This is a genomic window from Prosthecobacter gellanilyticus (genome assembly GCF_007992435.1).
GTDB lineage: Bacteria > Verrucomicrobiota > Verrucomicrobiia > Verrucomicrobiales > Verrucomicrobiaceae > Prosthecobacter > Prosthecobacter gellanilyticus.
This window is the reverse complement of record NZ_BKAG01000063.1, coordinates 1-25,182: the sequence shown is the minus strand read 5'-3', so window position 1 is coordinate 25,182 and position 25,182 is coordinate 1. Positions and strand designations below refer to the sequence as shown.

The 25,182-nt window shown below is 61.5% G+C and carries 18 protein-coding genes; 12 read left to right on the top strand and 6 right to left on the bottom strand.

Annotated elements, in window-relative coordinates:
* The first annotated feature begins 122 nt into the window (after positions 1–122).
* The 6 genes from BGE01nite_RS25985 to BGE01nite_RS25960 all read left to right on the top strand — a co-directional run bounded on the left by BGE01nite_RS25985 (position 123) and on the right by BGE01nite_RS25960 (position 14,397).
* A complete protein-coding gene (locus BGE01nite_RS25985) occupies positions 123–4,919 on the top strand; it encodes an RCC1 domain-containing protein (RefSeq protein ID WP_170267073.1) in 4,797 nt (1,598 codons plus the stop codon).
* Positions 4,920–5,384: 465 nt separating this feature from the next.
* On the top strand, positions 5,385–6,113 hold the full coding sequence (locus BGE01nite_RS25980) for an ABC transporter ATP-binding protein (protein ID WP_146855335.1): 729 nt from the start codon (positions 5,385–5,387) through the stop codon (positions 6,111–6,113).
* A 62-nt stretch (positions 6,114–6,175) separates the two neighbouring features.
* Positions 6,176–6,934 carry an ABC transporter permease gene (locus BGE01nite_RS25975; protein WP_146855334.1) on the top strand — a complete coding sequence of 253 codons (759 nt, stop codon included), beginning with the start codon at positions 6,176–6,178 and terminating at the stop codon, positions 6,932–6,934.
* A gap of 56 nt (positions 6,935–6,990) precedes the next feature.
* Complete coding sequence (locus BGE01nite_RS25970) at positions 6,991–9,258, top strand: GldG family protein (RefSeq protein WP_146855332.1); 2,268 nt, start codon at positions 6,991–6,993, stop codon at positions 9,256–9,258.
* A gap of 62 nt (positions 9,259–9,320) precedes the next feature.
* Positions 9,321–10,703 carry a DUF4340 domain-containing protein gene (locus BGE01nite_RS25965; protein WP_146855330.1) on the top strand — a complete coding sequence of 461 codons (1,383 nt, stop codon included), beginning with the start codon at positions 9,321–9,323 and terminating at the stop codon, positions 10,701–10,703.
* Between the two features lie 352 nt (positions 10,704–11,055).
* Entirely contained in the window at positions 11,056–14,397 is a 3,342-nt protein-coding gene (locus tag BGE01nite_RS25960) for a PVC-type heme-binding CxxCH protein (protein ID WP_146855328.1), read from the top strand.
* A 60-nt stretch (positions 14,398–14,457) separates the two neighbouring features.
* Here BGE01nite_RS25960 and tsaE read toward each other — a convergent pair whose 3' ends face one another.
* From tsaE to nadC, 5 genes are all read right to left on the bottom strand, one after another.
* On the bottom strand, positions 14,458–14,883 hold the full coding sequence (tsaE, locus tag BGE01nite_RS25955) for a tRNA (adenosine(37)-N6)-threonylcarbamoyltransferase complex ATPase subunit type 1 TsaE (protein ID WP_146855326.1): 426 nt from the start codon (positions 14,881–14,883) through the stop codon (positions 14,458–14,460).
* Positions 14,884–14,902: 19 nt separating this feature from the next.
* Positions 14,903–15,793 (bottom strand): thiamine-phosphate kinase, encoded by an 891-nt coding sequence (locus tag BGE01nite_RS25950; protein ID WP_146855324.1) that lies wholly within the window; start codon positions 15,791–15,793, stop codon positions 14,903–14,905.
* Entirely contained in the window at positions 15,790–16,644 is an 855-nt protein-coding gene (locus BGE01nite_RS25945) for a CPBP family intramembrane glutamic endopeptidase (RefSeq protein ID WP_146855322.1), read from the bottom strand. The genes BGE01nite_RS25950 and BGE01nite_RS25945 overlap by 4 nt, the downstream gene beginning before the upstream one ends.
* A gap of 29 nt (positions 16,645–16,673) precedes the next feature.
* Positions 16,674–17,690, bottom strand: a complete 1,017-nt coding sequence (gene sppA, locus BGE01nite_RS25940) for a signal peptide peptidase SppA (RefSeq protein ID WP_146855320.1) — start codon at positions 17,688–17,690, stop codon at positions 16,674–16,676.
* An 83-nt stretch (positions 17,691–17,773) separates the two neighbouring features.
* Positions 17,774–18,613 (bottom strand): carboxylating nicotinate-nucleotide diphosphorylase, encoded by an 840-nt coding sequence (gene nadC, locus BGE01nite_RS25935; RefSeq protein ID WP_146855318.1) that lies wholly within the window; start codon positions 18,611–18,613, stop codon positions 17,774–17,776.
* Between the two features lie 920 nt (positions 18,614–19,533).
* Between nadC and BGE01nite_RS25930 the strand changes: the two genes are divergently transcribed.
* The 6 genes from BGE01nite_RS25930 (at position 19,534) to BGE01nite_RS25905 (ending at position 23,425) form a co-directional block, all read left to right on the top strand.
* Positions 19,534–20,232 (top strand): hypothetical protein, encoded by a 699-nt coding sequence (locus BGE01nite_RS25930; protein ID WP_146855316.1) that lies wholly within the window; start codon positions 19,534–19,536, stop codon positions 20,230–20,232.
* A gap of 263 nt (positions 20,233–20,495) precedes the next feature.
* On the top strand, positions 20,496–20,966 hold the full coding sequence (locus tag BGE01nite_RS25925) for a hypothetical protein (RefSeq protein WP_218033102.1): 471 nt from the start codon (positions 20,496–20,498) through the stop codon (positions 20,964–20,966).
* Between the two features lie 84 nt (positions 20,967–21,050).
* The gene (locus BGE01nite_RS25920) at positions 21,051–21,593 is read left to right on the top strand and encodes a hypothetical protein (protein WP_170267072.1); all 543 of its coding nucleotides are present in this window, start codon (positions 21,051–21,053) and stop codon (positions 21,591–21,593) included.
* A gap of 110 nt (positions 21,594–21,703) precedes the next feature.
* Complete coding sequence (locus BGE01nite_RS25915; protein WP_146855313.1) at positions 21,704–22,288, top strand: hypothetical protein; 585 nt, start codon at positions 21,704–21,706, stop codon at positions 22,286–22,288.
* A gap of 41 nt (positions 22,289–22,329) precedes the next feature.
* Positions 22,330–22,809, top strand: coding sequence for a hypothetical protein (locus tag BGE01nite_RS25910; RefSeq protein ID WP_146855312.1), 480 nt, complete (start codon positions 22,330–22,332; stop codon positions 22,807–22,809).
* Positions 22,810–22,894: 85 nt separating this feature from the next.
* Positions 22,895–23,425 (top strand): hypothetical protein, encoded by a 531-nt coding sequence (locus BGE01nite_RS25905; RefSeq protein WP_146855311.1) that lies wholly within the window; start codon positions 22,895–22,897, stop codon positions 23,423–23,425.
* A gap of 334 nt (positions 23,426–23,759) precedes the next feature.
* Here BGE01nite_RS25905 and BGE01nite_RS25900 read toward each other — a convergent pair whose 3' ends face one another.
* Positions 23,760–25,106 (bottom strand): arylsulfatase, encoded by a 1,347-nt coding sequence (locus tag BGE01nite_RS25900; RefSeq protein WP_146855309.1) that lies wholly within the window; start codon positions 25,104–25,106, stop codon positions 23,760–23,762.
* Between the last annotated feature and the right edge of the window lie 76 nt (positions 25,107–25,182).

Below are 25,182 nucleotides of genomic sequence, written 5' to 3'. Positions count from 1 at the left end.
CAGAGGGCGGTGAGGGGAAGGAGGAAGAGCAAAATGTGAGAAACCTTGCCATTTTCCTTAGTTCACGGCATTATCCCGGGGTGCGTTTTTTTGATTTTGCCCCCCGTTTTCTTTTACTGTCCGTGATCGTTCTCAGTGTGCTGCCGAGCAGCAGCCTTCGGGCGGGAGAGCCGCAGAGCATCACTTTTACAGCCATTCCTGACCAGTTGACGACGAGTGGTCCGGTGACGCTTTCCGCCTCTGCGAGCAGCGGGTTGCCGGTGGCTTTCAGCATCGTGAGCACGCCAGCGCGCGCCACGGTGACGGGAGACACGCTGACACTCACAGGTTCGGCGGGATCAGTGACGGTGAAGGCAGTTCAGGCGGGCAATGGGGCCTTTGATCCGGCGCCGCCGGTGTTCCGCACTTTCGTCATCGGAGAGGCGAGCCAGAGGTTTGTGAAGGTGGCGGCAGGTTACACGCACTCCGCAGGGATCCGCGCGGACGGCACGCTGTGGATGTGGGGCATGGACGGCTTCACTGTGCAGACTTATGCGCCGGTGCAGGTGGGAAGCGGCACCCAGTGGAGTCAGGTGGCCTGCGGGGAATTCCACACCATGGGCATCCAGACGGATGGCAGCCTGTGGGCCATGGGATGGAATATCTACGGTGCCCTAGGAGACGGCACCACCAGCACACGCCTGACCCCTGTGCGGATCGGCACCGCCAATGACTGGGTGCAGGTGGCCTGCGGTCAACTCCACACCCTGGCCCTGCGTGCAGACGGCACCCTCTGGGGCTGCGGGGACAACAGCCGGGGGCAGGTGGGGGCAAACAGCGCGTCTCACGGGCTGCGGCAGATCGGCAGCGCCACCAACTGGTCCCAGGTGAGCTGCGGAATGCGCCATACGGCCGCGATCCGCACGGACGGAACGCTCTGGTGCTGGGGTGACAATTTCAAGGCACAGCTGGGAAATGGCAGTCTGGGCGGCCTGGCCAGCAGCCCTACCCAGATGGCGGGCACACGGGTCTGGGCACGGGTGACCTGCGGGGTCTACCATACAGTGGCCCTGGATGCGGACGGCCATTTGCTGTCCTGGGGGAGCAATACGTATGACCAGCTGGGCACAGGCCCGGGAGACTCCCTGAGTCCGGCCCTGGTCCCCGGCGGGACAGATTGGGCGACGGTGGTGGCGGGAGGCTACTTTACGCTGGCGGTGAAAAAGAACGGCACGCTCTGGGGCTGGGGAGCTAACAGCAGCGGGCAGCTGGGAGACGGGACGCGGCTGCAAAGACAGGTGCCCTGGCTGGTAGATGAACGGGGAGGGGTGGACATGATGGCCTGCGGCACAGCCCACTGCCTGATGGTGCGCGGAGGCCTGCTCTTCACCTGGGGCCGGAACCGGAACGGGGAGACGGGCGACACGAACACGCAGTCTCCAGGGCCAGCGACCCAGTTTACCTCTCTGCCAGTAGCAGGTGTGAACCACGCGATCGAGCTGCGGGCAGACGGCACGCTCTGGGGACTGGGGGACAATGCCTCCGGGGAGCTGGCAAACGGCACCCTCGTCCCGGTATCGACGCGGATCCAGATCGGCAGCGGCAGCACCTGGGCCACCCTGGCCTGTGGCCAGTCTCATACGCTGGCTGTCCGCACGGATGGCACGCTCTGGGGCTGGGGTTCCAACTTTGACGACCAACTGGCGCAGGGACCTGCTACGCATTCCAGTTTCAGCACGCCGGTGCAGATCGGCAATGAGGCGGTGTGGGAGTCGGTGTCCACCAGCACCAGCAACACCCTGGCCATCCGCCAGGACGGCACGCTCTGGGGCTGGGGCTCCAATGACTGGGGGCAGCTCGGACTCGGGTCCTTTAGCGCGCGCGACACTCCCGCGCAGGTCTCTGGTGGCGGTGTTTGGAAGGATGTGACTTGCGGCCACCTGCACACGGTGGCTCTGCGGGAGGACGGCACCCTGTGGACATGGGGAGAGGGGGCATTTGGCCGGCTCGGGGATGGCACGCTGACAACGAGGTCGACTCCGGCACAGATCGCCGTGGGGGCGAAGTGGAAGCAGATTTCATCCGGCCTGAACCACACAGCGGCGCTCAGGGAGGATGGCACGCTGTGGTGCTGGGGGAGTAATTTCTGGGGAGCCCTGGGAGATGGCACTACTGCCAGCCGCGCCTCTCCCGTGCAGGTGGGCACCGGCACGGACTGGGTGGCAGTGAGCTGCGGAGGTTACCACACGCTGGCGCTGAAGTCAGACGGCAGCCTCTGGGCTTGGGGAGACAACGGAGAGGGGCAGGCGGGAACGGAAGACGGCGGCCAGCATGAGCTTCCCCTGCGGATCGGGGAGGGGAATGTGTGGTCAAGCCTGCCCAAACAGCAGGGGCGATATTCCAGCTATGCACGCAGCCGGGACGGGACGGTGTGGAGCTTTGGCCGGGATGGCATGCAGCAACTGGGCAAGTCCACCGGGCCAGCCACCAGCAGAAGCCGCTGCTGGCCGGTGGCGGTGGGGCAGTCCTTGCTGGCATCAGGGGTGCCCGCGCTTGTGGCAGCCAGCAAGCCGCTCTCTCTACCGGTGACGACGGAAAGCGGTCTGCCGGTAACCTACCGTGTGCTCTCGGGTCCTGCCGTGGTGGAGGCGGGGAGTCTCACCGCCACGGCACCGGGCACTCTGGAGCTGCTGGCATTCCTGCCTGGAGATGAAAGCTGGATGGCGGCGGTGCCGGTCTGCCTCCAGTTCACCGCCCAGACGGGCCAGCAGAGCATTCACTTCCCGGCACTGGCGGACCGGCCTGCGTCCAGCGGCAGCTTCACCCTGAGCGCCAGCGCCAGTTCCGCTCTGCCGGTGACTTACCGGGTGGTCTCGGGGCCTGCGACGGTGAGTGGAAATACCATGACGCTAACAGGAGTGACAGGCACCGTGGTGATAGAGGCCACGCAGAGCGGAAATGCAGCCTGGCATGCGGCGGAGCCGGTGCAGGTGAGCTTTGCGGCCACCACCCTGCCAGTGGTGACAGTGGCGCAGAGCATTCTATTCAGCCCGCCTGCGAGTGTGGTGCTGGCGGAAAGCCCACTGGTTCTTGCCGCCAGAGCCAGCTCCGGCATGGCGGTCAATCTAACGCTCATCTCCGGCCCTCCCGGCACGGCTCTGGACAGCCAGACGCTTATTTTCAGTGCTCCGGGCACGGTGAAGATCCGCGCCACGCAGGGCGGCAATGCGAGCTTCCTCCCTGCCCCGGCGGTGGACAGGACCATCCAGATCAAGGCCACGCCCACGGCCATGACGCTGCTGGGCCTGGTGCAGACCTACACCAGCACGCCGCGCGCTGTCCGTGTGGTGAACGCACCTGTCACACCAGCCACCATCCGCTACAAGACCGGAACCGTCTGGAGCAACACACCGCCCACGAATGCTGGCAGCTACACGGTGGAGGTGGTGAGTGGCAGCGTGAAGAAGACGGCCACACTGGTGATCCAGAAGGCGCCTCTCTGGGTGATCCCGCAGGATCAGGTGAATTTCACGGGCTTCGTCAATCCGCCGCTGACTTACGTTTACAGCGGCTTCCTGGGCGGAGACACGGCAGCAAGTTCGGTGACGCGGGCACCGGTGATCTCCACCACGGCCACGAAGAGCAGCCTGGGCGGCGTTTACCCCATCCGCGCCACCGGAGGTGCCTCCAGCAATTACCAGCTGCTGGCCGCCCAGGGCAGCCTGACGGTGGCCACTCTGGCCGGGCAATATGAGGCGCTGGTCTATCCCTATGCCTACAGTCAAACCAATGACGGTGGGAGCCCGGATGCGAAGCTGGAATTCACCGTCTCTGCGAACAGCCGGACCTACAGCGGCAAGCTGACCACGGCGCTGGAAAAGACGCCGGTCCGCTTCAGTGGCGAGTTTCCGCCCATGTTGTATTCACAGCCCTTGCTGCCTGCGCAGGTCAGCAACGTTCGTGGTTTCGGGGATGTGCAAGTATACTTCTACGGTCCCAACCGGATCTACAACCGCTACAGGATCGAGTTCAATGTGGGGCAGGACGGCGGCGTCAGATCTGAGGTGAACGCTGACAACTTCACCGGCAATTCCAGTGCCAGCCGGCGCTCGCGGGGTTTCTCGGGTCGGCGGGTCGGGACCTTCACCGGGAGGCCTGCGGTGGGGAACCAGGGCATGTCCACGGTGCTGTTGATGCCCCCCTACCAAAGCCTCGGAGTTCCTCCTGCCATGATAGGGTATGGCCACCTCTCTGCCAGGACGGATGCGAAGGGGGTGATGACCCTGGCGGGTGCCATGGCCGACGGCACGCGGGTGACGGCCAGCCTGCAGCCTGACGCTACTTTTGGTTACCGCCTGTATGTCCAGCCTTTCGGGGCCTGGGCGAACAGCTTCCTCGGGGGACTATGGCTGCTGCAGCCGCACCCGGACCTGCCAGGCAGGCGGTATCTGCCGCCGCTGACTTCCTATTTGTATGGTCATAAGGGCGGGATGCTGCAGTTTCGCGCTATGATCGATCCATGGCTACCGCCCCAGGCGGCGAAGCCGGGTGTGCCGGCCATCTCTCTGAGTCAGCGGCTGGCGCTGAATCCCCAAAGCCAGGCGCTGATGGTGAACTACCACGCACTCCCGGAAGGGCTGACAGTCACGGGCCTGCCCATGAGCACGAGCATCAGTGCCACAGGCGCCTTAAGCGTGCCCAACCCGAACCCACGCGCCTGGAAGCTGACGGTGAACCCCGCCAATGGTCTGGTCAGCGGCAGCTTCAACGTGCTGCAAGGCACGAAGAGCTTCACGGTGCCTTTTCAGGGCATCCTGCGCCAGCCGCCCAGCACGGAGGCTGCTGAGACGGCTCTCATGGGCGGTGCGAGCGCCCTGGTGCCCCAGCTCAGCGGCCAGTCCGGGGGCGCCACCACCACCCAGATCATCTTTGGCAGGTGATGGCGGTGAGGCTGACAGCCTAACCATATTTACTCCATCAACACAAAGGACCGGTGACGCCCGGCGTCTTTCGGCGGGCCAGCGCGTAGACGGCGAAGGACCAGAGGTGCGCGCGGTCCAGTTGGACCGACAAGAGGACCGAAAAAAGGACCGAAAGGACAGGGAGGGCAATGGAACGGGGGGGTGGCGGGAGCACGGCCCTGCCTTTCTCCCTTTTCAGTTTTTCAGTTTTTCATGCTCCCTTCCCCCATTTCCACGTCCCAAGATGCCCTGCGGAGGGGACATAAGTGCTCCCGATGAGGCGGGGTGGGGGTTTTTAGGGGGAATCAGGAGGTTAAATCACTCTTGCAAATTCTTTGCTCGCAATCATAACAGCGGCCCGCCCGTTTTTGAACGCCTCCGCGTGACAATGTGTCACAGGGCGCTCTCCCTTCAAATCAACCCCCGAACCATGACAGTGACAGTATGATCCAAGTGCAAAACCTCCGAAAAGAATTCGGCGCCAAAGTGGCCGTGGATAACGTGTCCTTCACCGTCAATAAAGGTGAAGTGCTCGGATTCCTCGGACCCAACGGCGCTGGCAAATCCACCTCCATGCGCATGGTCACCGGCTATTTCCGCCCGACCTCCGGCAGCATCAAGATCGGCGGGGTGGACATGCTGGAAAATCCTGAGCTGGCGAAGCAGAGCATCGGCTACCTGCCGGAAAACGCCCCTCTCTACTCAGACATGACGGTGGCGAGCTTCCTGGGCTTTTGCGCGGAGGTGCGCGGCATCACCGGCGCGGCGAAGAGCAAGGCGATCGACCGTGTGCTGGACCTGTGCTTCCTGCACCGGGTGCGCAATCAGAGCGTGGACACGCTTTCCAAAGGTTACCGCCACCGCACGTGCTTCGCGCAGAGCATCATCCATGATCCGGATGTGCTGATCCTGGACGAGCCGACGGACGGCCTGGACCCGAACCAGAAACATGAGGTGCGCCAGCTGATCAAGAACATGGGCAAGGACAAGGCGATCATCTTCTCCACGCACATTCTGGAGGAGGTGGATGCCGCCTGCTCCCGCGCGATGATCATCGACCGCGGCAAGGTGGTGGCCGACGGCACGCCGGCCTCCCTGCGCAAGCTGGTGCCGGGTGCGACCTCGCTGGACGAGGTCTTCCGCTCCATCACGCGTTCTGACCTGGAGAAATAAGAGACCTGAACAAACTCCTCCGCCCCCTCATTCCCCCTAACCAATTTTCCTCTTCCGAGCTCATGAAAAACAATGCTGTTGCCACCACGCTGGCAATCTTCAAACGAGAGTTCCTTTCGTATTTCAACTCCCCGGTGCTGTATGTGATCGTGGTGATCTTCCTGCTGGCCACGATGGGTTTCACCTTCTTCTTCGGCCGCTTTCTGGACAGTGACAATGCCTCGCTGACGCAGACGTTCTTCTTCTGGCATCCGTGGATCTACCTGGTGCTGGGGCCTGCGGTGGGCATGCGCCTGTGGTCGGAGGAGCATCGTCTGGGCACGATCGAGCTGCTGATGACGATGCCGCTGTCTCCATGGCAGGCCATCGTGGGCAAGTTCATCGCGGCGGCGCTGGTGTGGGCCATCGGCCTGGCGCTGACCTTCTCCATCGTGATCACGGTCTCCTGGCTGGGTGATCCGGATCCGGGCCCGATGATCACGGGCTATGTGGCGAGCTACCTGTATGCGCTGGGCTGCCTGGCGGTGACGAGCGCGGCCAGCGCCTACACGCGCAGCCAGGTGGTGTGCTTCATCGTCTCCGTGGCGCTGTGCATCCTGCTGACGCTGATCGGCTTCCCGGGCATCGTGGACAGCGTGGTGCGCACGCTGCCGAGCTCCCTGGAAAACACGGTGCGCTTTGTGAGCTACCTGAGCTTCATGGATCACTTCTATGAGATGAGCAAAGGCATCTTCGTCATCCGTGACGTGCTCTACTTTGTGTCAGTGATCGTGGTGGGTCTGGTGATCACCCACATGGGCCTGCGCTCGAAGCGTGCCTGATTTTTAACCCGCGAACTGAGAACCGAGAACTGTAACTCTCAACTGCGAACTATTTTATGAATCTGAACAGCAAAGAAGGCACTGCGGGTCTCACGGCCCTGCTGACCATCGCCATTGTCATCACCGTGAACTTCCTCGTCGGCGGCCTGGGCTTCCTGAACGGCCGCTTTGATGTGACGCAAGACAGGCTCTACACCCTGTCTGACGGCACACGCAACATCCTGGACCGTCTGAACCCGGACGAGCCGGTGACGATCCGCTACTATGTGACCACGGAGGACCGTGTGATGCCGCCAGTGCTGAAGACGCACTCCCGCATGGTGCAGGACCTGCTCCTGGAATTCCAGAAGGCCAGCCAGAAGGCGGGCAACCAAAAGGTGTTCCTGGAAAAGCTGGCTCCGAACCCGAACACGGAAGACGAGGACAAGGCCCGCGAAGATGAGGTGCAGGGCGTGCCGGTGAACAACGAGGGTGACAATGTCTACCTCGGCCTGGCGATCCAGTGCGGCAAGCAGAAGGAAGTGCTGCCTTTCCTGAACCCGAACGAGGAGACGGCGCTGGAGTATAACATCGCCCGTGCGATCCAGAAGGTGTCCCGGGAGAAGAAGACGGTGGTGGGTGTGATGAGCAGCATGCCGATCATCGGCTCGCCCATGTTCCCCTTCCAGAAGCAGCAGGGCCAGCAGCCGTGGGTGCTGATCCAGCGCCTGCGCATGGACTATGAAGTGCGTGAAGTGCAGATGGGTGCGACGAGCATCGACTCCGACGTCAATGTGCTGGTGGTGGTGCACCCTGCGGACATCACGGAGCAGGCGGAGTATGCCATCGACCAGTATCTGATGAAGGGCGGCCAGGTGGTGGCGCTGGTGGATCCGCAGTGCCTGGTGGCGCAGCGTGTGTACAGCCAGCAGCAGAACCCGATGACCGGCCAGCCCGGCGGCGTGATCAATCCGAGCTCGGACCTGCCAAACCTCTTCAAGGCCTGGGGCGTGGGATATAACAAGACGGACATCGTGGCGGACGTGAACTACCGCACGCAGCTCATGGGCCGCCAGACGGCGGTGGCGCTGCGCCTGCCCAGCGAGGCTCTGAACAAAAACGAGCGCATCACCTCTGACCTGCAGAGCCTGCTCTTCATGATGAGCGGCTCCTTTGACGTGAATGCCAAGGACGGTGTCACGGCCACCACGCTGGCCTCCTCCTCCGAAGCCAGTGACCTGGTGGACAGCACGGAAGCTGAGAAGCTGATGCGCGAGCCTGTCTCCAACTTCAACTCCTCCGGCAAGAAGCAGACGCTGGCGGTGATGCTGAAGGGCAAGTTCAAGACCGCCTTCCCAGGTGGCAAGCCTGCGCCAGCTCCTGAGAAGCCCTCCGGCATGCCGCCGAGCGGCCCGACCGGCTTTGGCATGCCTCCTGGCGGATTCCCCGGCATGCGCCCGCCTGAAGGTGGTGGTGCCCAGGATGATGCGAATGCTCCGAAGACCAGCGCCACGCCAGCCCCCGCGCCTGCGGCGGCTCCGGCTCCAGCACCTGTCGTGACGCCAGTTCCGGCGGCACCTGCGGCTCCTGTGCCTGCACCTGCCGCACCTGCGACTCCTGCCGCACCTGCGACTCCTGCCGCCACTCCGGGGCTGAGCATTCAGCCTGTGGCTGCTCCTGCGGGCGCTGCCCCTGCCGCTCCTGCTCCTGCCGGTGAGGCGAAGAAGGATGAAGCGAAGAAAGACGAGGCCAAGCCTGCTGAACCTGCGAAGCCCACGGACGGCACGATCCTCGAGTCCCAAAACGCCGAGGGCGTGGTGATGCTCTTCGCGGATGCGGACATGATGTATGATGCCTTTGCCGTGCAGCAGGACCCGATGACCGGTGGCCTGGTGGCGGTGGACGGCAACCTGCCGATGTTCCTGAACGCGGTGGAAATCCTCAGCGGTGGTGGTGACCTCCTGCAGGTCCGCAGCCGTGCCTCCACACGCCGTCCGTTCACGAAGATGGACGAGCTGCGTGAGAACGTGGAGAAGCTGTTCCGCCCCAGCCTGACGGAGAAGCAGGCGGAGATGGACAAGATCGCCGAGAAGATCGGACCGCTGAAAGTGAAGAACGGCCAGCTCGTGGTGGATCCCGCGCAGGCGAAGCAGATCCAGGACCTGACGCTGAAGCGCCAGCAGCTGCAGAAGGAAGTGCGTGAGATCAAGAAGGACCAGAACAAGGACATCGATTTCACCGAGAACATGATCACGCTGCTGAACGTGCTGGGCGTGCCGCTGCTGGTGATCATCATCGGCCTGACGCTGGCCATGCGCCGCCGCAGCACCACGGCCGCCGCCTGATGCCGCATCAACTATAGCATCCTTTGTTAGACCCGAATCCCCTTCCCTACTGACCCAAGACCATGAAGAAGATCCTCATCCTCCTGGCCCTGCTCGCCGGACTCATCGTGTTTGCGGTGAGCTACCAGAACAGCCAGAACAGCACGCTGAACTCAGCGGCCTCCCGCGGCAAGAAGATCCGTGAGAAGCTGGTGCCTGAGCTGAACGCCGCGGCCATCCGCACGTTCACCATCAAGGACGCCAAGAGCAGCGTGACCATCAACATCGCGTCCGATCTCAAGACCGCCACGGTGGTCGAGCGCGGCGGTTACCCGGCTTCCATCGAGAAGCTGGGGAATGTGATGACCGAGCTCAGCGAGCAGCCGATCTCCAGCAAAGTGCAGATCGGCAAGGGCGCCTGGGCCAAGCACAACCTCAAGGCTCCGGGCGATGGCACGGAAGGCGTGGGCACGCAGGTGGAGCTGAAGGACGGCGCTGAAAAGGCGCTGGCCACGCTGATCCTGGGCAGCAACACGGAGATCAGCGGCTCCGCGCAGAGCCAGAACCCCATGGCAGGCGCGAGCCAGCGCCTGGTCCGCACGCCGGAAGACGAGGAGACGATCTGGCAGATCAACAACACCTTCTTTGACCTCGAGCCCAAGCCGGAGAACTGGCTGGACAAGGGCTTCATCGATGTGCAGAAGATCAAGGAGATCTCCGTGACCGCGCCGAAGGCCGATGACTCCTGGACGATCAAGCGTGACAAGGATACGGACACCGACTTCACGCTGGTGACCACCCAGAGCGCCGAGAAGCTGGACAGCGCCAAGATCAGCGCCGCCAGCCTGCTCTCCTCACCGAGCTTCAACGACGTGAGCACGAAGGACAAGGCCGCCGAGCTGCTGAAGGACGCCATGAAGGTGAAGATCACCACCTTTGACGGCTTCACCTACGACGTGCAGACGGCAAAGCAGGGCAAGGACGGCAGCGACAAGTATTTCATGAGCGTCAGCGTGGCCGCAGACATCGCCAAGGAGCGCGCTCCGGTGAAGGATGAGAAGGAAGAGGACAAGAAGAAGGCGGACGAAGCCTTTGCCGCTGACAAGAAGGCCAAGGAAGAGAAGCTGGCCAAGGAGCAGAAATTCGCAGGCTGGGTCTATGAGGTCAGCGAATACACCGTGAACAATCTGCTGAAGAAGCGCAGCGAGATCGTGAAGGTGGATATCCCACCCGCGAAACCCGGCCCGGCCGCCCCTGGCGCCTCCGCTGCTCCTGCACCAGCACCAGCACCAACGAGCGTGACCACTCCTCCGATCAGCGTGACCACGCCCCCCGTGGCTGTGCCACCTCCGGCACCAGCTGCGGCACCAGCACCTGCTGCTGAACCTGCCCCAGCGCCCGCTCCAGCCCCGGCACCTGCCGCTGTGGAGCCTGCGAAGCCCGAAGGCGATGCGGCGAAGAAGTGATCTTTGGTTAGGCTAGTTTATTTCGAAAAGGCACCGGTGATCCCGGTGCCTTTTTTTGTGACCTGCCCCTAAAGCCATGGAGGAACTGAAAATGGAGAATGGAGGAATGGAAAAGGACGTTCGCCGAGAAGCTCCGCCTCAGGCCGTCCCGCCACGACATCCGGAAAATGGCAAAAAACGCGGGAAGCTGAAGCTGGTGCGGCCAGAACCTTGGATCTCTTTCGGGCAGGCCATTCTCCATTTTCAGTTTTCCATTCTCCATTTCTCCATCTCCCCGGCCCGCATTTCCTGTGACGCTCCCATTGGAAATCCCGGGCAGATTGCGCCACTATGAGGGCAAACCACCCCTGCCATGAGAAACCTTTTCCTTTGCCTCTTCCTCGCGAATGCTGCCTCGGCGGCTGAAGTCACGCTGCACCGCTGGTCAGGCGCGCTGAACGTGCCGGACCCGGTGGCCTGCACGGTGGATGAGAAGGGCCGCGTGTATGTGGCTGCCACCACACGGCGCAAGGCGGCGGACCTGGACATCCGCGAGCATCCCATGTGGATCCCGGATGATGTGGGCCTGAGCAGCGTGGAGGAGAAGCGTGAGTTCCTGAAGCGCGAGCTGGCTCCCGGGAAGATGCGCCTGCCGCGCGGCAGCCTCAAGGATCATAACAAGGACGGCTCCATCGACTGGAAAGACCTCACCGTGCATAGTGAGAAGATCTTCCAGCTGCGTGACACGGATGGTGATGGCACCGCTGACAAGATGACCACCTTTGCGGAAGGTTTTAACACCGAGGTCACGGGCATCGCCGCGGGCATCCTGTATCACGATGGCTGGGTGTACTGCACCATCGCGCCGGATCTTTGGAGGCTCAAAGATACTGATGATGATGGCGTGGCGGATGTGCGTGAGGTGGTGGCGCATGGTTTTGGCATGCACATCGCGTATGCAGGACATGACATGCATGGCCCGCGTCTGGGCCTGGATGGCCGCATCTACTGGAGCATCGGTGACAAGGGTGTGAACGTGATGAGCAAGGAGGGCAAGCAGTGGCTGTATCCGCATGAAGGCGCGGTGATGCGCGTGGAGCCGGATGGCAGCGGGTTTGAGGTCTTCGCCCATGGTCTGCGCAATGTGCAGGAAGTGGCCTTTGATGATTTCGGGAACATGTTCGGCGTGGACAACGACGCGGACATGCCGGGAGAAAAAGAACGCTTCGTCTACATCACCGAGCTCAGTGATTCCGGCTGGCGCTGCTCACACCAATACATGAAGGCGGAGAGCCGCTGGATGCGTGAGAGCATCTGGCAGACACCTGGGACGGTGGTGGAGGCTGATCCGAAGGCGAAGACGGTGGAAGGCGCTGTGGCGACTCCGCCGGCGAGTTACCCACTTTTTGTTACGCCGCCGCTGGCGAACTATTCGAATGGTCCTGCGGGCTTTGTGCATGAGCCGGGCACGGCGCTGGGATCTCATCTGCGCGGGCATTTTATTTTGGACCAGTTCCCCTCCGGCAAGATGGAGGCCTTCAAGATCACGCCGAAGGGCAGCGCCTTTGAGATGAGCCGCGCGCGCCTGATCAACTCCGGCATCATGGGTATCGGCCTCAGCTTCGGGCCGGATGGAGGACTGTACATGGCAGACTGGGTGGGTGGTTATCCGCTGGATGAAAAAGGTGCGATCTGGCGCGTGGATGAAGATGCCAAGGCCGCCACTGATCCTGCACGCGTGGAGACGCAGAAGATCCTGGCCGCAGGCTTCAAGAAGCTGGAGCCTGCCGATCTGCAGATCATGCTGGCAAACCTGGACCAGCGTGTGCGTCTCGGCGCGCAGCTGGAGCTGGCCTCACGCAAAGAATGGAAGGTGTTCGCGGAAACGCTGGAAGACGGCAAGGCACCACTGCTGGCCAAGCTGCATGCCATCTGGGGCATCGGCATCGGCATGCGTCATGGTGACACGGGCGAGGCCGCCCTGCTGCCACACCTGACTTCTGCCGAACCAGAAGTGCAGACACAGATCATCAAGGTGCTGGGGGATGCTCCGGCCAAGGCTGAGGAAAGCCGCCTGGCATTGCCGAAGCTCATCGCCTCCAGCAACATCCGTGTGCGCTTCTATGCAGCCATCGCCGCTGGCAAGCTGCAACTGGGCGCCGCTGAAGATGCCCTCTGGACCATGGCCGCCAAAGAGGCGGGAGATGCCTGGATGCGTCATGCCGTGGTCACCGGCCTCTCCGGTGCTGCCACGGCCGAGAGCCTGGCGAAGCGCATCAGCGATTCCTCACGCAACGTGCGCATCGCCGCCGTGCTCGCGCTTTCCCGCCAGCACTCCGCGCTCATCGTGCCTGCGCTGGCAGATCGTGACAGCGCCATTGTGGATGAGGCTGCGCGCGCCATTCATGATGACAACGGAATTTCTGAAGCCATGCCGCAGCTTGCTGCCTTGCTCGATGAAGACAAAGCGCACACCGATGTCACCACGCGCCGCGCCATCAATGCGAACCTCCGCCTCGGCAAGATCGAGAACGCGGAGCGGCTGCTGAAGTTTGCCCTGGCGAAGAATCAGACACCTGCCTTTGCGGCCGATGCCTTTGCCGCGCTGCTGGTCTTCACCGAACCTCCGGTGCTGGACCGTGTGGATGGACACAATCGTCGTTATGCCGTGCGTGATGCGGCGGCCATCGCCGCCGTGGTGCAGCCGCGTGTGAGTGATCTGCTCGCGCTTGCTGACGCGGATCTGAAAGCCGCCGGTATCGAGCTCATGGTGAAGCTGGCGCTGAAGGTGGATGCCCCTGCCCTGCGCAGCATCATCGCCGATGACAAGGCCAAGGCTACGCAGCGCGTGGGGGCGCTGCGCCTCATGGCCGCGCAGCATTCCAGTGATGCAGCCTTTGCGGAAACTCTGACGCTCGCCGCCGCGAAGACATCGCCCGTGGAGTTGCGCACGGAGTCGCTGGCGCAGACCTTCGCCCTTCAGAAAGATCGGGCCGTGGCCGAGGCCTCGCGCGTGCTCGAGCAAGGCAGCACAACGGAGAAGCAGGCTGCTTTGAAGCTGCTCTCCAAGGACACCAGCGAACCGGCGGTGACGCTGATGGACACGTGGCTGCAGCGTCTGGCCGCCGGCAAGGTGGACGCCAGTTTGAAGCTGGATGTCATCGAAGCTTCCCAAACTTTCCCGAAGCTCGCCGAACGTCTCGCCGCCTACCAGCAGAGCCGCACCACGGCCCCGCGCGATGATTTGCTGGAGGGTGGTGATGCTGTGAACGGCAAAGAGCTCGTCACCAATCATCTCGGCGCGAACTGCCTGGCCTGCCACACGGTCGAGGCCAAGGAAGGCAGCCAGGTCGGCCCGCTTTTGAAGACCATCGGCGGCCAGCGCACGCGTGTGGAACTGCTCGAATCATTGGTTAATCCGGTGGCGAAGATTGTGCCGGGTTACGGCCTCGTCTCCATCACGCTGAAGGACGGCAGCAACATTGCCGGAGCCCTCGCCAAGGAAGACAAGGCCACCATCACCGTCCGCCTTGCTGATGGCACCGAGAAGAAGGTGCAGCGCACGCAGGTGACCATGCAGACACCGCCTGTGTCCATGATGCCGCCGATGCTCGGCATCCTCACCCCGCGTGAGGTGCGTGATGTGGTGGCTTATCTGAGCAGCCTGAAGCCGAGCAAGGGCAAGTCAGCAGCGAAGGCGAAGGACGAGCATTGATGGAGGCGGGAGAAAACGAGGCTTCAGCGCGGCTCCGACGCAGCAGAGCCCAACCGGGCCCTAGCCTAACAAACGTTCCTCCACGGCCCGAGAACCATCCTCCTGCGCGGTGAGGTGGAACCAGCGGGTGTGAAGAGGGAGGAGGTCGGGGAAGAGGTCGGCCCACTCGATGATGACGACGCCGGGCTCATCGAGGATGTCGTCCCAGCCGACGGTGAGGACTTCCTCGGCGCGCTCCATGCGGTAGAAATCAAAATGGAAGATGGGCAGGCGGCCGTCTGCATACTCGTGCACGAGGGTGAAGGTGGGGCTGGTGACGGCGGCGCTGGAGCCGAGGCCTTCGACAATGCCCTTGGTGGCCTGGGTCTTGCCGGCGCCGAGGTTTCCGCACAGGGCCACAACGTCTCCAGCATTTAACGAGGCGGCGAGATCGCGGCCCCAGGCGAGGGTGGCATCGGGTGTGTTGAGGGTGGCGCTCGTGCTCATGCTTAGGCTCTGCTTGCTCTTATTTCTTGAAGTGGTCCCAGCCGCCGAGGAGGCTCTGGCGCTGCTTTTTCAAAGGCAGGAGTTTGCCGATGCATTTCAATTGCAAATTTGGATAGGCCTGCATGCACTTCTGGAGCTGCGCCGCGGTGGTGCGCGGAGAGGCGGTGAAGAGGAGCTCGTAGTCCTCGCCATCATTCAAGGCCTGCTGCACGGTGCAGCCGCGGTTCACGGGGATGTCTTCGGCGACGAGCTCATAACCCACGCCACTACGCGCGGCGAGGCGCGGGAGGTCTTTCGCGAGACCATCACTCAGATCCATCATGGCGGTGAGTTTTAGGTGCTTCACGAGGCACTGGGCTTCTTTGACGAGCGGGTGGAATTTGAGGTGCTTGCCACGGATGGAGCCGCCGAGCCTGCCGGTGACGAAAAGCAAATCCCCTGCCCTGGCCTGGCTGCGTGTGACCCACTGCTTGTTGGGCACGGTGCCGGACATGCTGACGGTGAGGATGAGCTGCTGGCCGCTGGAGGTTTCACCGCCGACGATGCGCACGGCGAACTCGTCCGCGAGGCGGCTCATGCCCTGATAGAGGCCGAGGATGCGCTTCACGGGAGTGGCAGGCGGCGCGATGAGGGTGACGAGCGCATGACGCGGGATGGCGGCCATGGCGGCGAAGTCACTCAGCACGCGGGCGATGGCCTTGCGGCCGATGAGATGCGGTGCGGTGTCCGGGGTGAAGTGCACGCCCTCGACAATGGTGTCTGTCTTCAGCACCAAGGACTCACTTTTGGTTGGGCCGCGCACGACGGCGCAGTCATCGCCAGGGCCGAGCAGCACGCCGGCATCGGTCTTGAGTCCGGCGGTGATCAGCCGGACGAGCTCGTCCTCCCCCACCTGGGCCAGCGTCTTCATGAAGGCATGTCGGGGAAGAGGATCATGAGCACAAGGCTGGTGGCATTGAAGATGCCGTGCATGACCATGGGCACGAGGAGACTGCCGGTGTATTCATAGGCGGCGCAGAAGGCGAGCGCGAGGACAGCCAGCGGAAAGAGGGTGCCGACATGCATGTGCACCACGGCGAAGAGCAGCGAGGAGGCGAGCGCGGCGAAGATGCCGTCGGTGTGCTTTTTCAGCGTGCCGTAGATGAAGCCGCGGAAGATGGTCTCCTCCACCAGCGGTGCCACGATGGCGGCGGAGATGGCCATCATGATCTTGGCAACGACGTCGTCAGACTGGCGGAAGGCCTCCGCAGTGTCCTGGCCCTGGAGATCAGGCCAGAAGCCTTTCATCCAGCCATTCATGAGGACCATGCAGGCGGTGACGATGACCCAGGTGGGGATGATGGCCAGCAGACCGGTGAGCGCGGCGCGTGGCAGCCTGACGCGGCGCAGGCCAAAGAGTTCCGCGGGGTTCACACCGCGCAGAGTGCTGAGATACACGAGCAATCCTGTGCAGATGAGAAGCTGCACCACGATGCCCGTGAAGGCGCCGCCTGCGGTGAGCTCCGCCGCTTCCTCCTTCTTCGTGGCTTCCTGGGCCACGTTGCCGAGGGATTCATTCAGCCCGAAGAGCACGAGCAGGGCGATGCCGGCGACCATGAGCACATCCACCAAGGAGAAGGCGCTGGGATCCACACGACCGATGGACACGCGCGACTCCGGAAAGGCGGTGCGCATGCCCTGATAGACTGCCACACCTAACAACAAAGATAGCAGGACGATGACGCTCGTGTCACGCAGGATTCCAAGGGTTGCAGCATCCATGAGTCAGAAAGAAAGGGAGCGGAGATCAGTCACTGGCGCCAGGCGGAGGGCAGGTAGTAAAGCATGCCGGGCTGCAGCTTTGGCAGCACGCCGCCGGTGAGGTCGAGCTCGATCTTTGCGGGAGGCGCGGCCTTGCGGGCGGAAAGGCCGAGCGCACTCAAGAGAGATGGGGACATCTCATACTTCACGATGGCTGCGGAATCAGAGGTCTTGCCGAGTTCACGGGCCAGCGCATAGGCATCTTCAATGTAGCCGATCTGGTCCACAAGCTTGGCCGTGAGCGCCTGACGACCGGTGACGACACGGCCATCCGCCACGCCGTTTTTCAGCACATCCTTCGGCACGCCGCGTGCCTCGGAGACGATGCCGAGGAAGCGGTCATACATTTCGTTCACCAAGCCCTGCACGTAGGCTTTTTCATCCTCGCGCATGGGGCGTGCGCCGCTGAGGGTGTCCTTAAAAGCGCCGCTGGTGAAGGTCTGCGTGCCAAGCCCGACCTTGCCGAACAAATCATGATAACTGAAGCTCTCCATGATGACACCGATGCTGGCGGTGAGCGTGGTCTCGCTGGCGATGACCTTGGTGGCACCACAGGCGACGTAGTAGCCGCCGCTGGCCGCGATGGAGTCCATGTAGACGACCACGGGCTTTTTCGCGGCGGCCTTCTTCACGGCATTGTAAAGGATGTCTGAGGCGGTGACCTCGCCACCGGGTGAGTTCACGCGCAGGACAATGGCTTTCACTTCCGCATCATCGGCAGCCTGGGCCAGGGAGCGCTTCAGGGTTTCCAGGCTCGGCAATGCGGCGGCGAAGAGGCCCTGGTCTCCCATGGAGCTGATGACGCCTTCGAGGTCGATGCGCACGATCTTCGCCGTGGTCGTGCCCTTGGCCTCTTCGAGGATTTTTTCCACCAGGGGCTCCTGCTTCTGCGCCATGGCCACGCCTTCGCCGACGAGGGCCACGGAGAGCATCAGGTTAAACCCGACACTGAAGAGCAAAGCGATCACCAGTGCGGCGATGAGACATCCAAACACGGTCTTGTTCATAGGAAGTGAGGGTAGGCAGGCTTTCAGGAGTGGCAACGGCAGCGTGGCGGCTTTGGACGCGGTGGAGTAGAGTGCGTTGAACCTCAGCCGACGAAATCGAGCCCAAGGTCGAGGGCGCGCACGGTGTGGGTGAGGGCACCGACGGAGATGGCATTCACGCCGGTGGCGGCGACATCATTGATGGTGTCGAGGGTGATGCCGCCGCTGGCCTCGAGCCAGAGTTTGCCGGCATTCATCTTCACGGCTTCGCGCAGTTTCTCGCAGCCCATGTTGTCCATGAGCAGCATCTCCACGCCATTCAGCGTGAGGAAGCGGGCCATCTGGTCCAGGGTATCGCACTCGAGCTGGATGCGCGTGCCGGGGCGCTCCGAGCGCACGCGGTCGATGGCCTTCTGCAGCTCTTCGTTAGAACCGTTCGCGGCGATGTGGTTGTCCTTCACCATGACGTGGTCGTAGAGACCCATGCGATGGTTGGTGCCGCCACCGGCTTTAACGGCGGCTTTCTCCAAAAGGCGCCAGCCGGGGGTGGTCTTGCGCGTGTCCCAGATCTGCACGGGGTGCGGCTTCACGGCCTCGACATAACGGCGTGTCTGGGTGGCGATGGCACAGAGGCGCTGAAGGAAGTTCAACGCGGTGCGCTCGCCCGTGAGGATGCCTCGTGTGGGGCCGCTGATTTCCAGGATGACATCGCCTTTGACGAAGCTTTCGCCATCGCGCTTCAGGGCCTGGGTCTTCACGCGCTCATCCACCTCCGTGAACACGCGCTGGGCGATCTCCATGCCCGAGACGATGCCCGGCTCGCGCGCGACGATGACGGCGCGCGAGGTCATGCCCTCTGGCACGAAGTAAGTGGCCGTCACGTCCCCCGGCCCGATGTCCTCGGCCAGGGCGGTGTGGATCAGAGATTCAGTGGTGAGTTCCATGATGCGGTGAAATGAGGGAGAGACGGGGGCAAGTCAATGGCTTGGTGGTGTGGAGCGGTAGGCGGTGGGCAGTCTGCGGTGGTCTCGGAGGGCATTTATGATTTACGATTTATGATTTATGATTTGGGACGGTGTGGCGATCCGCACGCGGGATGAGGCCGCCGTGGTTTGGGGAGATGGAGAGAATGAAAATGGAGGGATGGAGAATAGTCTGGCTCAGGGAACCACGAAGCTTTAGCGTCAGGCAAGCGGGCCGTGGTGCAATGGATTGACAAGCTGAGACGGGTTTCATACGTTCGACCATTCTCAGCACGCGATGAGCATTCGATCCCTCTTATTAGGTGTCACTGGAGTGATGCTGGCGCCCATCTGCTCCGTGGCATTCGACTACGCGGTGGACACGGTCATCTTTGAGGGAGCCGCTGGCACCACGAAGATCAAGATCACGGCTTCAACCCGCCCTTTTGTGAGAGCGGCTCACAAGACCACGGAGCTTCGGAATGCAGGCACTCAAGGGAAGCAAGACTGGCGCTCAGCCACGGTTGACGGGAAGAGGGTCATTGGGACAGACCAGACGCTCCCGAAAGACGGGTTACCTCAATTGTCCGCACTCAACATTTGGTTTGGCGATGCCAAGATCTCTGTCCCTGCGGAACACCTGAATCACGTCTTTCTGCCCCACATGCTGCCAGCTACCATCCAGAAAGGTTACGCGGAAACACTGGTCGCCATCTCGGCAGACGCAAAGGCTATTCACTTGAGCCTGGGGGTGGGTGATGGAGGTGGTTCTGGGACCTATGATTTGTTAATCGAGTCGGACGGCACTGTTTCCGCGTCGCCGGTCCGACGACCCGGACCATAGTCGTGCCACAACCGCAAAGGCCTAACTATCGATAGAACACCGCCGACTTTCTTCGACCATGATGACTCTAGGAATGATCCTTCTGGCCTTTGGGGTCCTTTGGGCCGTCTTCAAGGGCTATGTGGTCTGGGACATCGCTCACGATGTCTACAACGGCGGTGGAGCGCCCACGCTGGATTTCCCGGTCTTCTGCCCGATACCGCTGGCTCTCGGGGGCAGCATGGTGCTGAGCGCTCAGGACAAGCATCCCTTCCCGGGTTTCGGTCTGGTGCTTTATCTCTGCCTGGCTTTGTTCTTGGGCTTTTTGCACTGGTGGTTTGACCGGTTGGGCGAGCCGGAACGCGAGAGGCAGTTGAGACAGATACAAGAACACGGAAAGAAGCGCACGAGCGCGGGTGAATCCAAGGCACCGCTGGCTGAACGCGCCCATGTCGTGACCCTCAGTGACGGTCTCATCACCCACCAGAGCCCCGATGGCATCCTTGAATCGGTGAGATTGGATGAGCTTCGTGCGGTCATGGTGGAGACGAACGACGATGGGCCTTTCGCCACCGATGTGTTTTGGATTCTTGTGGGTGAGGGCACGAGCGGCTGCGTGATTCCACAGGGAGCAACAGGTGATGCCCAACTTCTCGAGCTGCTGCAGACACTGCCCGGCTTTGATCATGCGCAGTTCATCGACGCCATGGGCTCGACGAGCTGTCAGAAGTTTCTGGTGTGGCAACGTGATGCCGATGTGGCCTCCCAGACATCATGAGATTGAGCGAGGCAGGGTGTCGTTGGAGAAGACGCTGAAACGCGGAGTGAGGGAGGGATGGAGGGGGCTGGGATGTTCAGATCGGCTAAAGCCTGGACTCCAACATGCGTGGACGTGGCTCCTATGAGGTGCGATGACTGGAGTTGGAGTGAAGCCTTCAGGCGTTCTGGGGACGCTGGAGGTGGAGAAAACGGGAGGGCCTACGGAACACACGGAAGACGCGGAAAGGGGCACAGGAGCCGGGGACGGTGAATGGTGGACCGATGTCTGTTATTGACCTCATCGACAGAATTGTTTCTCATCCACTCGTCCAGCTATCCATGGGCAATCACATCTCCAATATGAGCTATGACCTGATGGCGTTTAATCCGACTGCCGCTCCACGAAGCAGGACGGAATTCATGAAGTGGTATAACACTCAATCGGAGTGGGAAGAAGCACACTCATACGATGATCCCGAGAATGTGTTATCGCCACTGAAGGACTGGTTGATGCACTTCATGAAGGAGTTTCCCGCCATGAACGGTCCCTGTGCGGCCAGTGATGACATGATTGATGATCCGCATGTCACCAGTTACAGCATGGGCCAGAATGTCGTCTATTGTGCCTTTGCCTGGTCACTCGCTGAACCGGCCTTCAAGAAAATGAAGGAGTCCACCAAGGCTCATGGAGTTGGATTTTTCAACGTGAGCGCAGAAGACGGCGAGATCGTTTTTCCAGATCTTGAACTGTAAGTTTGGGCCCATGTCGATTAGGATGCGGTGCTGATGGAAGCTTCGGAGAGGGGTTTCCGGCTGCTGCCCGTCTACCTTTAACCCATGATATCCTGTGCCATGAAATGTGTGCTTGCCGCTGGTGTGATGATGATTCTCGGGGTGGTCGCCTGCGCTGCGGCGGACATGCCTGTGTCTGCGGAGATCGTGGAGGTGCCGGCGGAGCGGCGTGACTGGGGCGAGGTGATCGGGAATGTGCGCGTGAAGTTTAAAGACGGGCACACGGAGATGTGGACCAAGAACGGCAAGTGCCTGCATGTCCTCCGGTCAGACTCCGGCCTGGTGGGCTGGAGCCGCTACACCCGCCGCAATGATCATGGCGAGCCGGTGAACAACATGCTGCGGGTGATGATCTCCCCGGAACAGTGGAAGGATGTCAAAACGGATTTGTTCATTGAGGACTGGGGCTTTGCCGACGGGGACACGACGGTCATTTTGAAGACTCGCGGACGCCACGGCCCGTCTTACATCCAGCGATTTCTGCTGAAGACAGGTGAGCTGCTGAATGAGACCAAGGGGAGCGGGCCGCATGCGGCCACGCCGGACTGGGCGAAGCCCTATGCGGACGACCAGCCCGAGACGAAGTGAGCGGCGGAACACTTGAGATCCAACGGCTGCCGCAGCCTGAGGCGGCACCCATCGAACATGAGTGGAGGGCAGCGATTGGAATGATTGAGCTTTGGTCACTCGGCCTAACAATGAAATACTATCTATACTTCGCCCTGGCTTCGATGGCCTTCGCTTGGGTCGCTTCAGCGGACGACATCCGCCACGAGGTGGCTGTGGTGACGAATCCAGTCGACGATTACCTGTCTATCTGCGGATGGGAGTTTGATGTCGAAGGTGGAGGTTATTCGACCTGCGCCATTGATCTGGACGGCGATAGGTTGGCAGATCAGATGTTTGCCAACGCAGCCACCTCAGGGACAGGCGGGAACGCAGCAACGATCTATCTCGCGCGGAAGGACGGGAAGTTCACCAGGATTGGGACTCTCGGCCATGGCGTGATGGCTACGGAAACCATCAAAACAGGAGGCAGACTGATGCACTGTTTCTGGAGTTTCGGGGGTGGTTCGTGGTCCATCACCACTTATTTGATCTCTCATGACGGCCTCAAGGAGATCATGACAACGGGCGGAGAGCGGCATGATGAACGATTTCAGAAGCTGTTCGATGAGGTCTTTGCGACTTCATTCAAGCCTGACTACAGGTTCGTGGCTGCTAGGCCTAAACCCAAGACAGGACAAGGTGGTGCAGCCAAACCAGCAACGCCGGGGCGCTGAACTTGAATCGTTCCCCGGAAAGAGCGTTTTACTCCACCATCATGAATTTCCTCAAACGCCTCTTCGGACTTGGTGAGCCGCCCAAGCGTGTGGAGCTGCCGCCGATTTGTGACCCTGTGTTTGGAGATCTGAAATGGGATTCAAACTATGACTGGTGGGAGGGACGGTATGTGTCCCCGTCAGGTGAAGAGTTTGAGGTCACGGTCGAGCCCCCTAGCGATGCGGAGCCGCAGCCGACCGAGGGCCAGAGGCAGGCGTTTCAGGCGCTGGTGCCGCGTCTGGCCGAACTGAAGATGCTGGCGGTGCGGGATTACTTCCCGAACTTCAGCGTTGATGCCGGGGAAGAACCTTACACCGAGGCCCGGATGTCTGAAGAGCTGGTGCCAGGGAACATCCATGTAGAGGCCGGTCTCGGGGTGAGGATGTCGTGGCTTGACTCGTTAACTGAGATTCTTGGCGGCCATGCCCTGACAGCGACGGTGACAGCCGATGGAAAAACTTACTTTGGACTGGAGGGTTGAGAAGACGAACGCTGGGCATGGAAGGGCTGGCTTTCTTTACCTCCTGCTGACAATGTTCACGTGCCCCCAAGCCTAATGTGCCGCTATGATTCCTGAAATGGAGCTACCTATCTTTTTGTCGCAGGCAGTGATTCAGCCCATCCCAGCCTCGACGATCCGGCAGAGTGCCATTGAACTCATTGAGGCGGGCCTTGATGCGTCAGAGCTCCATGAGATCGCGTGGGATACGGTGATCGAATCGGACGAGGCCTGGAGATTGTTTACGCGTGCTCTTCCGAAGATGGGATGGCGGCTGCCGACGCGTGATGAGGCGGTGCAGATCCTTCTTCACCATCACGCCAGCTCAGTCGTCCATTCCGGTTCATCGCTCCTCCCAAGCTTCGAGAGAATGTGCCGCGATGTCATCGAGCCGGAGATGAGCAGGTTAGAGGGGAGTCACGCTGCAGGCACCCTCCATGACATGGCGGCATTGGCAGGAGACTACTACCTTTACGATGATCTCGCTGACCGAGGCTTTCCCCTGGATGAAATGCCGCCTTTCCTCACCCGTTTGCGCTCAGACATTGAGGATCGACTGCGCAGACATCCGACTCCACCAAGTCTCAAGCTGGCATGAGCCGGACAACCCTGGCGAACGATGAAGTCGTTGATGGAAAGCGGAGCCCACGTGTCATGGATGAGCGGGACCTTGGGAGAGGCATAAATTCAGTGAAAAGATACGGGACCCCGTTGGGGTCCGGCATGGAGGGGCGGGGACCTTCTTGGATCCAGGGTAGGCTCGCTAAAGCTCGCCAACCCTTCGCTATGATACGGAAGGCCGTTGGCCTTCGATCCGTGGAAGCACAGAAGCGGACTCCTGCCATTCTTGCGGACAGGACGGACGTCATCATTTTACAGTTTTTTTGTTAGGCCTGCGAATGAGGACATCCGCGCTCCACCGGCCGCAGCGGCTACTTCTTCCCGGCCTTTTTCTTTTTGCCTTCGCGTTTGTCGACGAGGGGCCAGTCGGGGGAGTCGGTGCGCATGGAGGTCATGAGGGATTGGGCTTGGGCGACGAGGTCGGGCTTGTCTTTCGCAAGGTCCTTGGACTCGCTGAGGTCGGTGGCGAGGTCATACAGTTCGATAGGCTTCGAGGGGCCGTTGCGGACGGCTTTCCAATTGCCGAAGCGCACGGCCTGAAGGGAGGCTCCCTCATGCAGCTCCCAGTAGAAGGCTTCACGCTTGGGGGCCTCGCCACCTTTGAGGAGGTTGACCACGGAGCATCCGTCTTGCACGGACTTGAGCTCCACGCCGGCGAGCTGGGCGGCGGTGGGGAGGAAGTCCCAGAAGGCCCAGGGTTCCTCGCTCACGCGGCCTGCGGGCACCTTGCCAGGCCAGCGGGCGATGCCTGCCTGGCGCAGGCCGCCTTCATAGAGGCTGCGCTTGTAACCGCGCAGCTTGCCGCCCATGGATTGGTCGAAGAGTTTGCCGACTTCTGAGGCAGGCGCGAAGGAGGCGCCGTTGTCGCCGGAGAAGATGACGAGGGTGTTGTCATCGACCTTCAGGTCCTTCAGCAGATCGAAGAGCTTGCCGACATCGCTGTCGAGCCGGGTGACCATGGCGGCATAAGTCTTCTGCAGTTGGGTCCAGGGTTTGGTCTCGTATTGGCCAAGGTGATCGATCTTGAAATCGCCATGAGGCAGGGTGATGGCGTAGTAGAGGAAGAAGGGGCTGCCGGAGTTTTTGCGCACCCAATCGAGCGCATTCTGGCTGATGAGATCCATGGAGTAGGTCTTGCCGTCCAGCTCCACATGCTGGTCATCATTCCACAGGTATTTGGGGAAGTAGCTGTGGGCGTGGCGCTGGCAGTTATAACCAAAAAAGTGATCAAAGCCTTTCTTCAAAGGGCTGCCGGTGGTGTCAAACATGCCCATGCCCCACTTGCCGGTGCAGGCGGTGGCGTAACCGGCGGTCTTCAGCATTTGTGCGACGGTGGTGGCTTCTTCAGGCAGAGGTTTCTGGCCTTCGGGCTGGATCTCGCGGTTCGCGCGGATGGGGCAGTGGCCCATGTGCAGGCCGGTCATCAAGGAAGAGCGCGAAGGTGCGCACACGCTGGTGCCGGAGTAGAGCTGCGGGAACTTGGTCCCCTCTGCTGCCATGCGGTCCAGGTTCGGTGTCTGGATGAGCTTCTGCCCGTAGCAGCCGAGGTCTCCCTGGGCGAGGTCATCACACAAGATGAAGATGATGTTCGGCTTGTCCGCGGCGGAGAGAGTGAGGGCCGTGAAGGCGAAGAGGAGGAGAAGGCGGAACGCGGTCATGGTGGAGTCTCTGAACGGCTGACAGCATCACATCTGGCAGGAATTGTCATGGAGCGCTGAAGTCGCGGCAGCGTCC

Coding starts and splice junctions, on each gene's coding strand:
- BGE01nite_RS25905 (WP_146855311.1), top strand. CDS start 22,895: ATGATTCCTGAAATGGAGCTACCTATCTTTTTGTCGCAGGCAGTGATT.
- BGE01nite_RS25960 (WP_146855328.1), top strand. CDS start 11,056: ATGAGAAACCTTTTCCTTTGCCTCTTCCTCGCGAATGCTGCCTCGGCG.
- nadC (WP_146855318.1), bottom strand. CDS start 18,613: ATGGAACTCACCACTGAATCTCTGATCCACACCGCCCTGGCCGAGGAC.
- BGE01nite_RS25930 (WP_146855316.1), top strand. CDS start 19,534: ATGATGACTCTAGGAATGATCCTTCTGGCCTTTGGGGTCCTTTGGGCC.
- BGE01nite_RS25975 (WP_146855334.1), top strand. CDS start 6,176: ATGAAAAACAATGCTGTTGCCACCACGCTGGCAATCTTCAAACGAGAG.
- BGE01nite_RS25900 (WP_146855309.1), bottom strand. CDS start 25,106: ATGACCGCGTTCCGCCTTCTCCTCCTCTTCGCCTTCACGGCCCTCACT.
- BGE01nite_RS25980 (WP_146855335.1), top strand. CDS start 5,385: ATGATCCAAGTGCAAAACCTCCGAAAAGAATTCGGCGCCAAAGTGGCC.
- BGE01nite_RS25915 (WP_146855313.1), top strand. CDS start 21,704: ATGAAATACTATCTATACTTCGCCCTGGCTTCGATGGCCTTCGCTTGG.
- BGE01nite_RS25965 (WP_146855330.1), top strand. CDS start 9,321: ATGAAGAAGATCCTCATCCTCCTGGCCCTGCTCGCCGGACTCATCGTG.
- BGE01nite_RS25970 (WP_146855332.1), top strand. CDS start 6,991: ATGAATCTGAACAGCAAAGAAGGCACTGCGGGTCTCACGGCCCTGCTG.
- tsaE (WP_146855326.1), bottom strand. CDS start 14,883: ATGAGCACGAGCGCCACCCTCAACACACCCGATGCCACCCTCGCCTGG.
- BGE01nite_RS25925 (WP_218033102.1), top strand. CDS start 20,496: ATGTCTGTTATTGACCTCATCGACAGAATTGTTTCTCATCCACTCGTC.
- BGE01nite_RS25920 (WP_170267072.1), top strand. CDS start 21,051: ATGATATCCTGTGCCATGAAATGTGTGCTTGCCGCTGGTGTGATGATG.
- BGE01nite_RS25950 (WP_146855324.1), bottom strand. CDS start 15,793: ATGAAGACGCTGGCCCAGGTGGGGGAGGACGAGCTCGTCCGGCTGATC.
- sppA (WP_146855320.1), bottom strand. CDS start 17,690: ATGAACAAGACCGTGTTTGGATGTCTCATCGCCGCACTGGTGATCGCT.
- BGE01nite_RS25945 (WP_146855322.1), bottom strand. CDS start 16,644: ATGGATGCTGCAACCCTTGGAATCCTGCGTGACACGAGCGTCATCGTC.
- BGE01nite_RS25910 (WP_146855312.1), top strand. CDS start 22,330: ATGAATTTCCTCAAACGCCTCTTCGGACTTGGTGAGCCGCCCAAGCGT.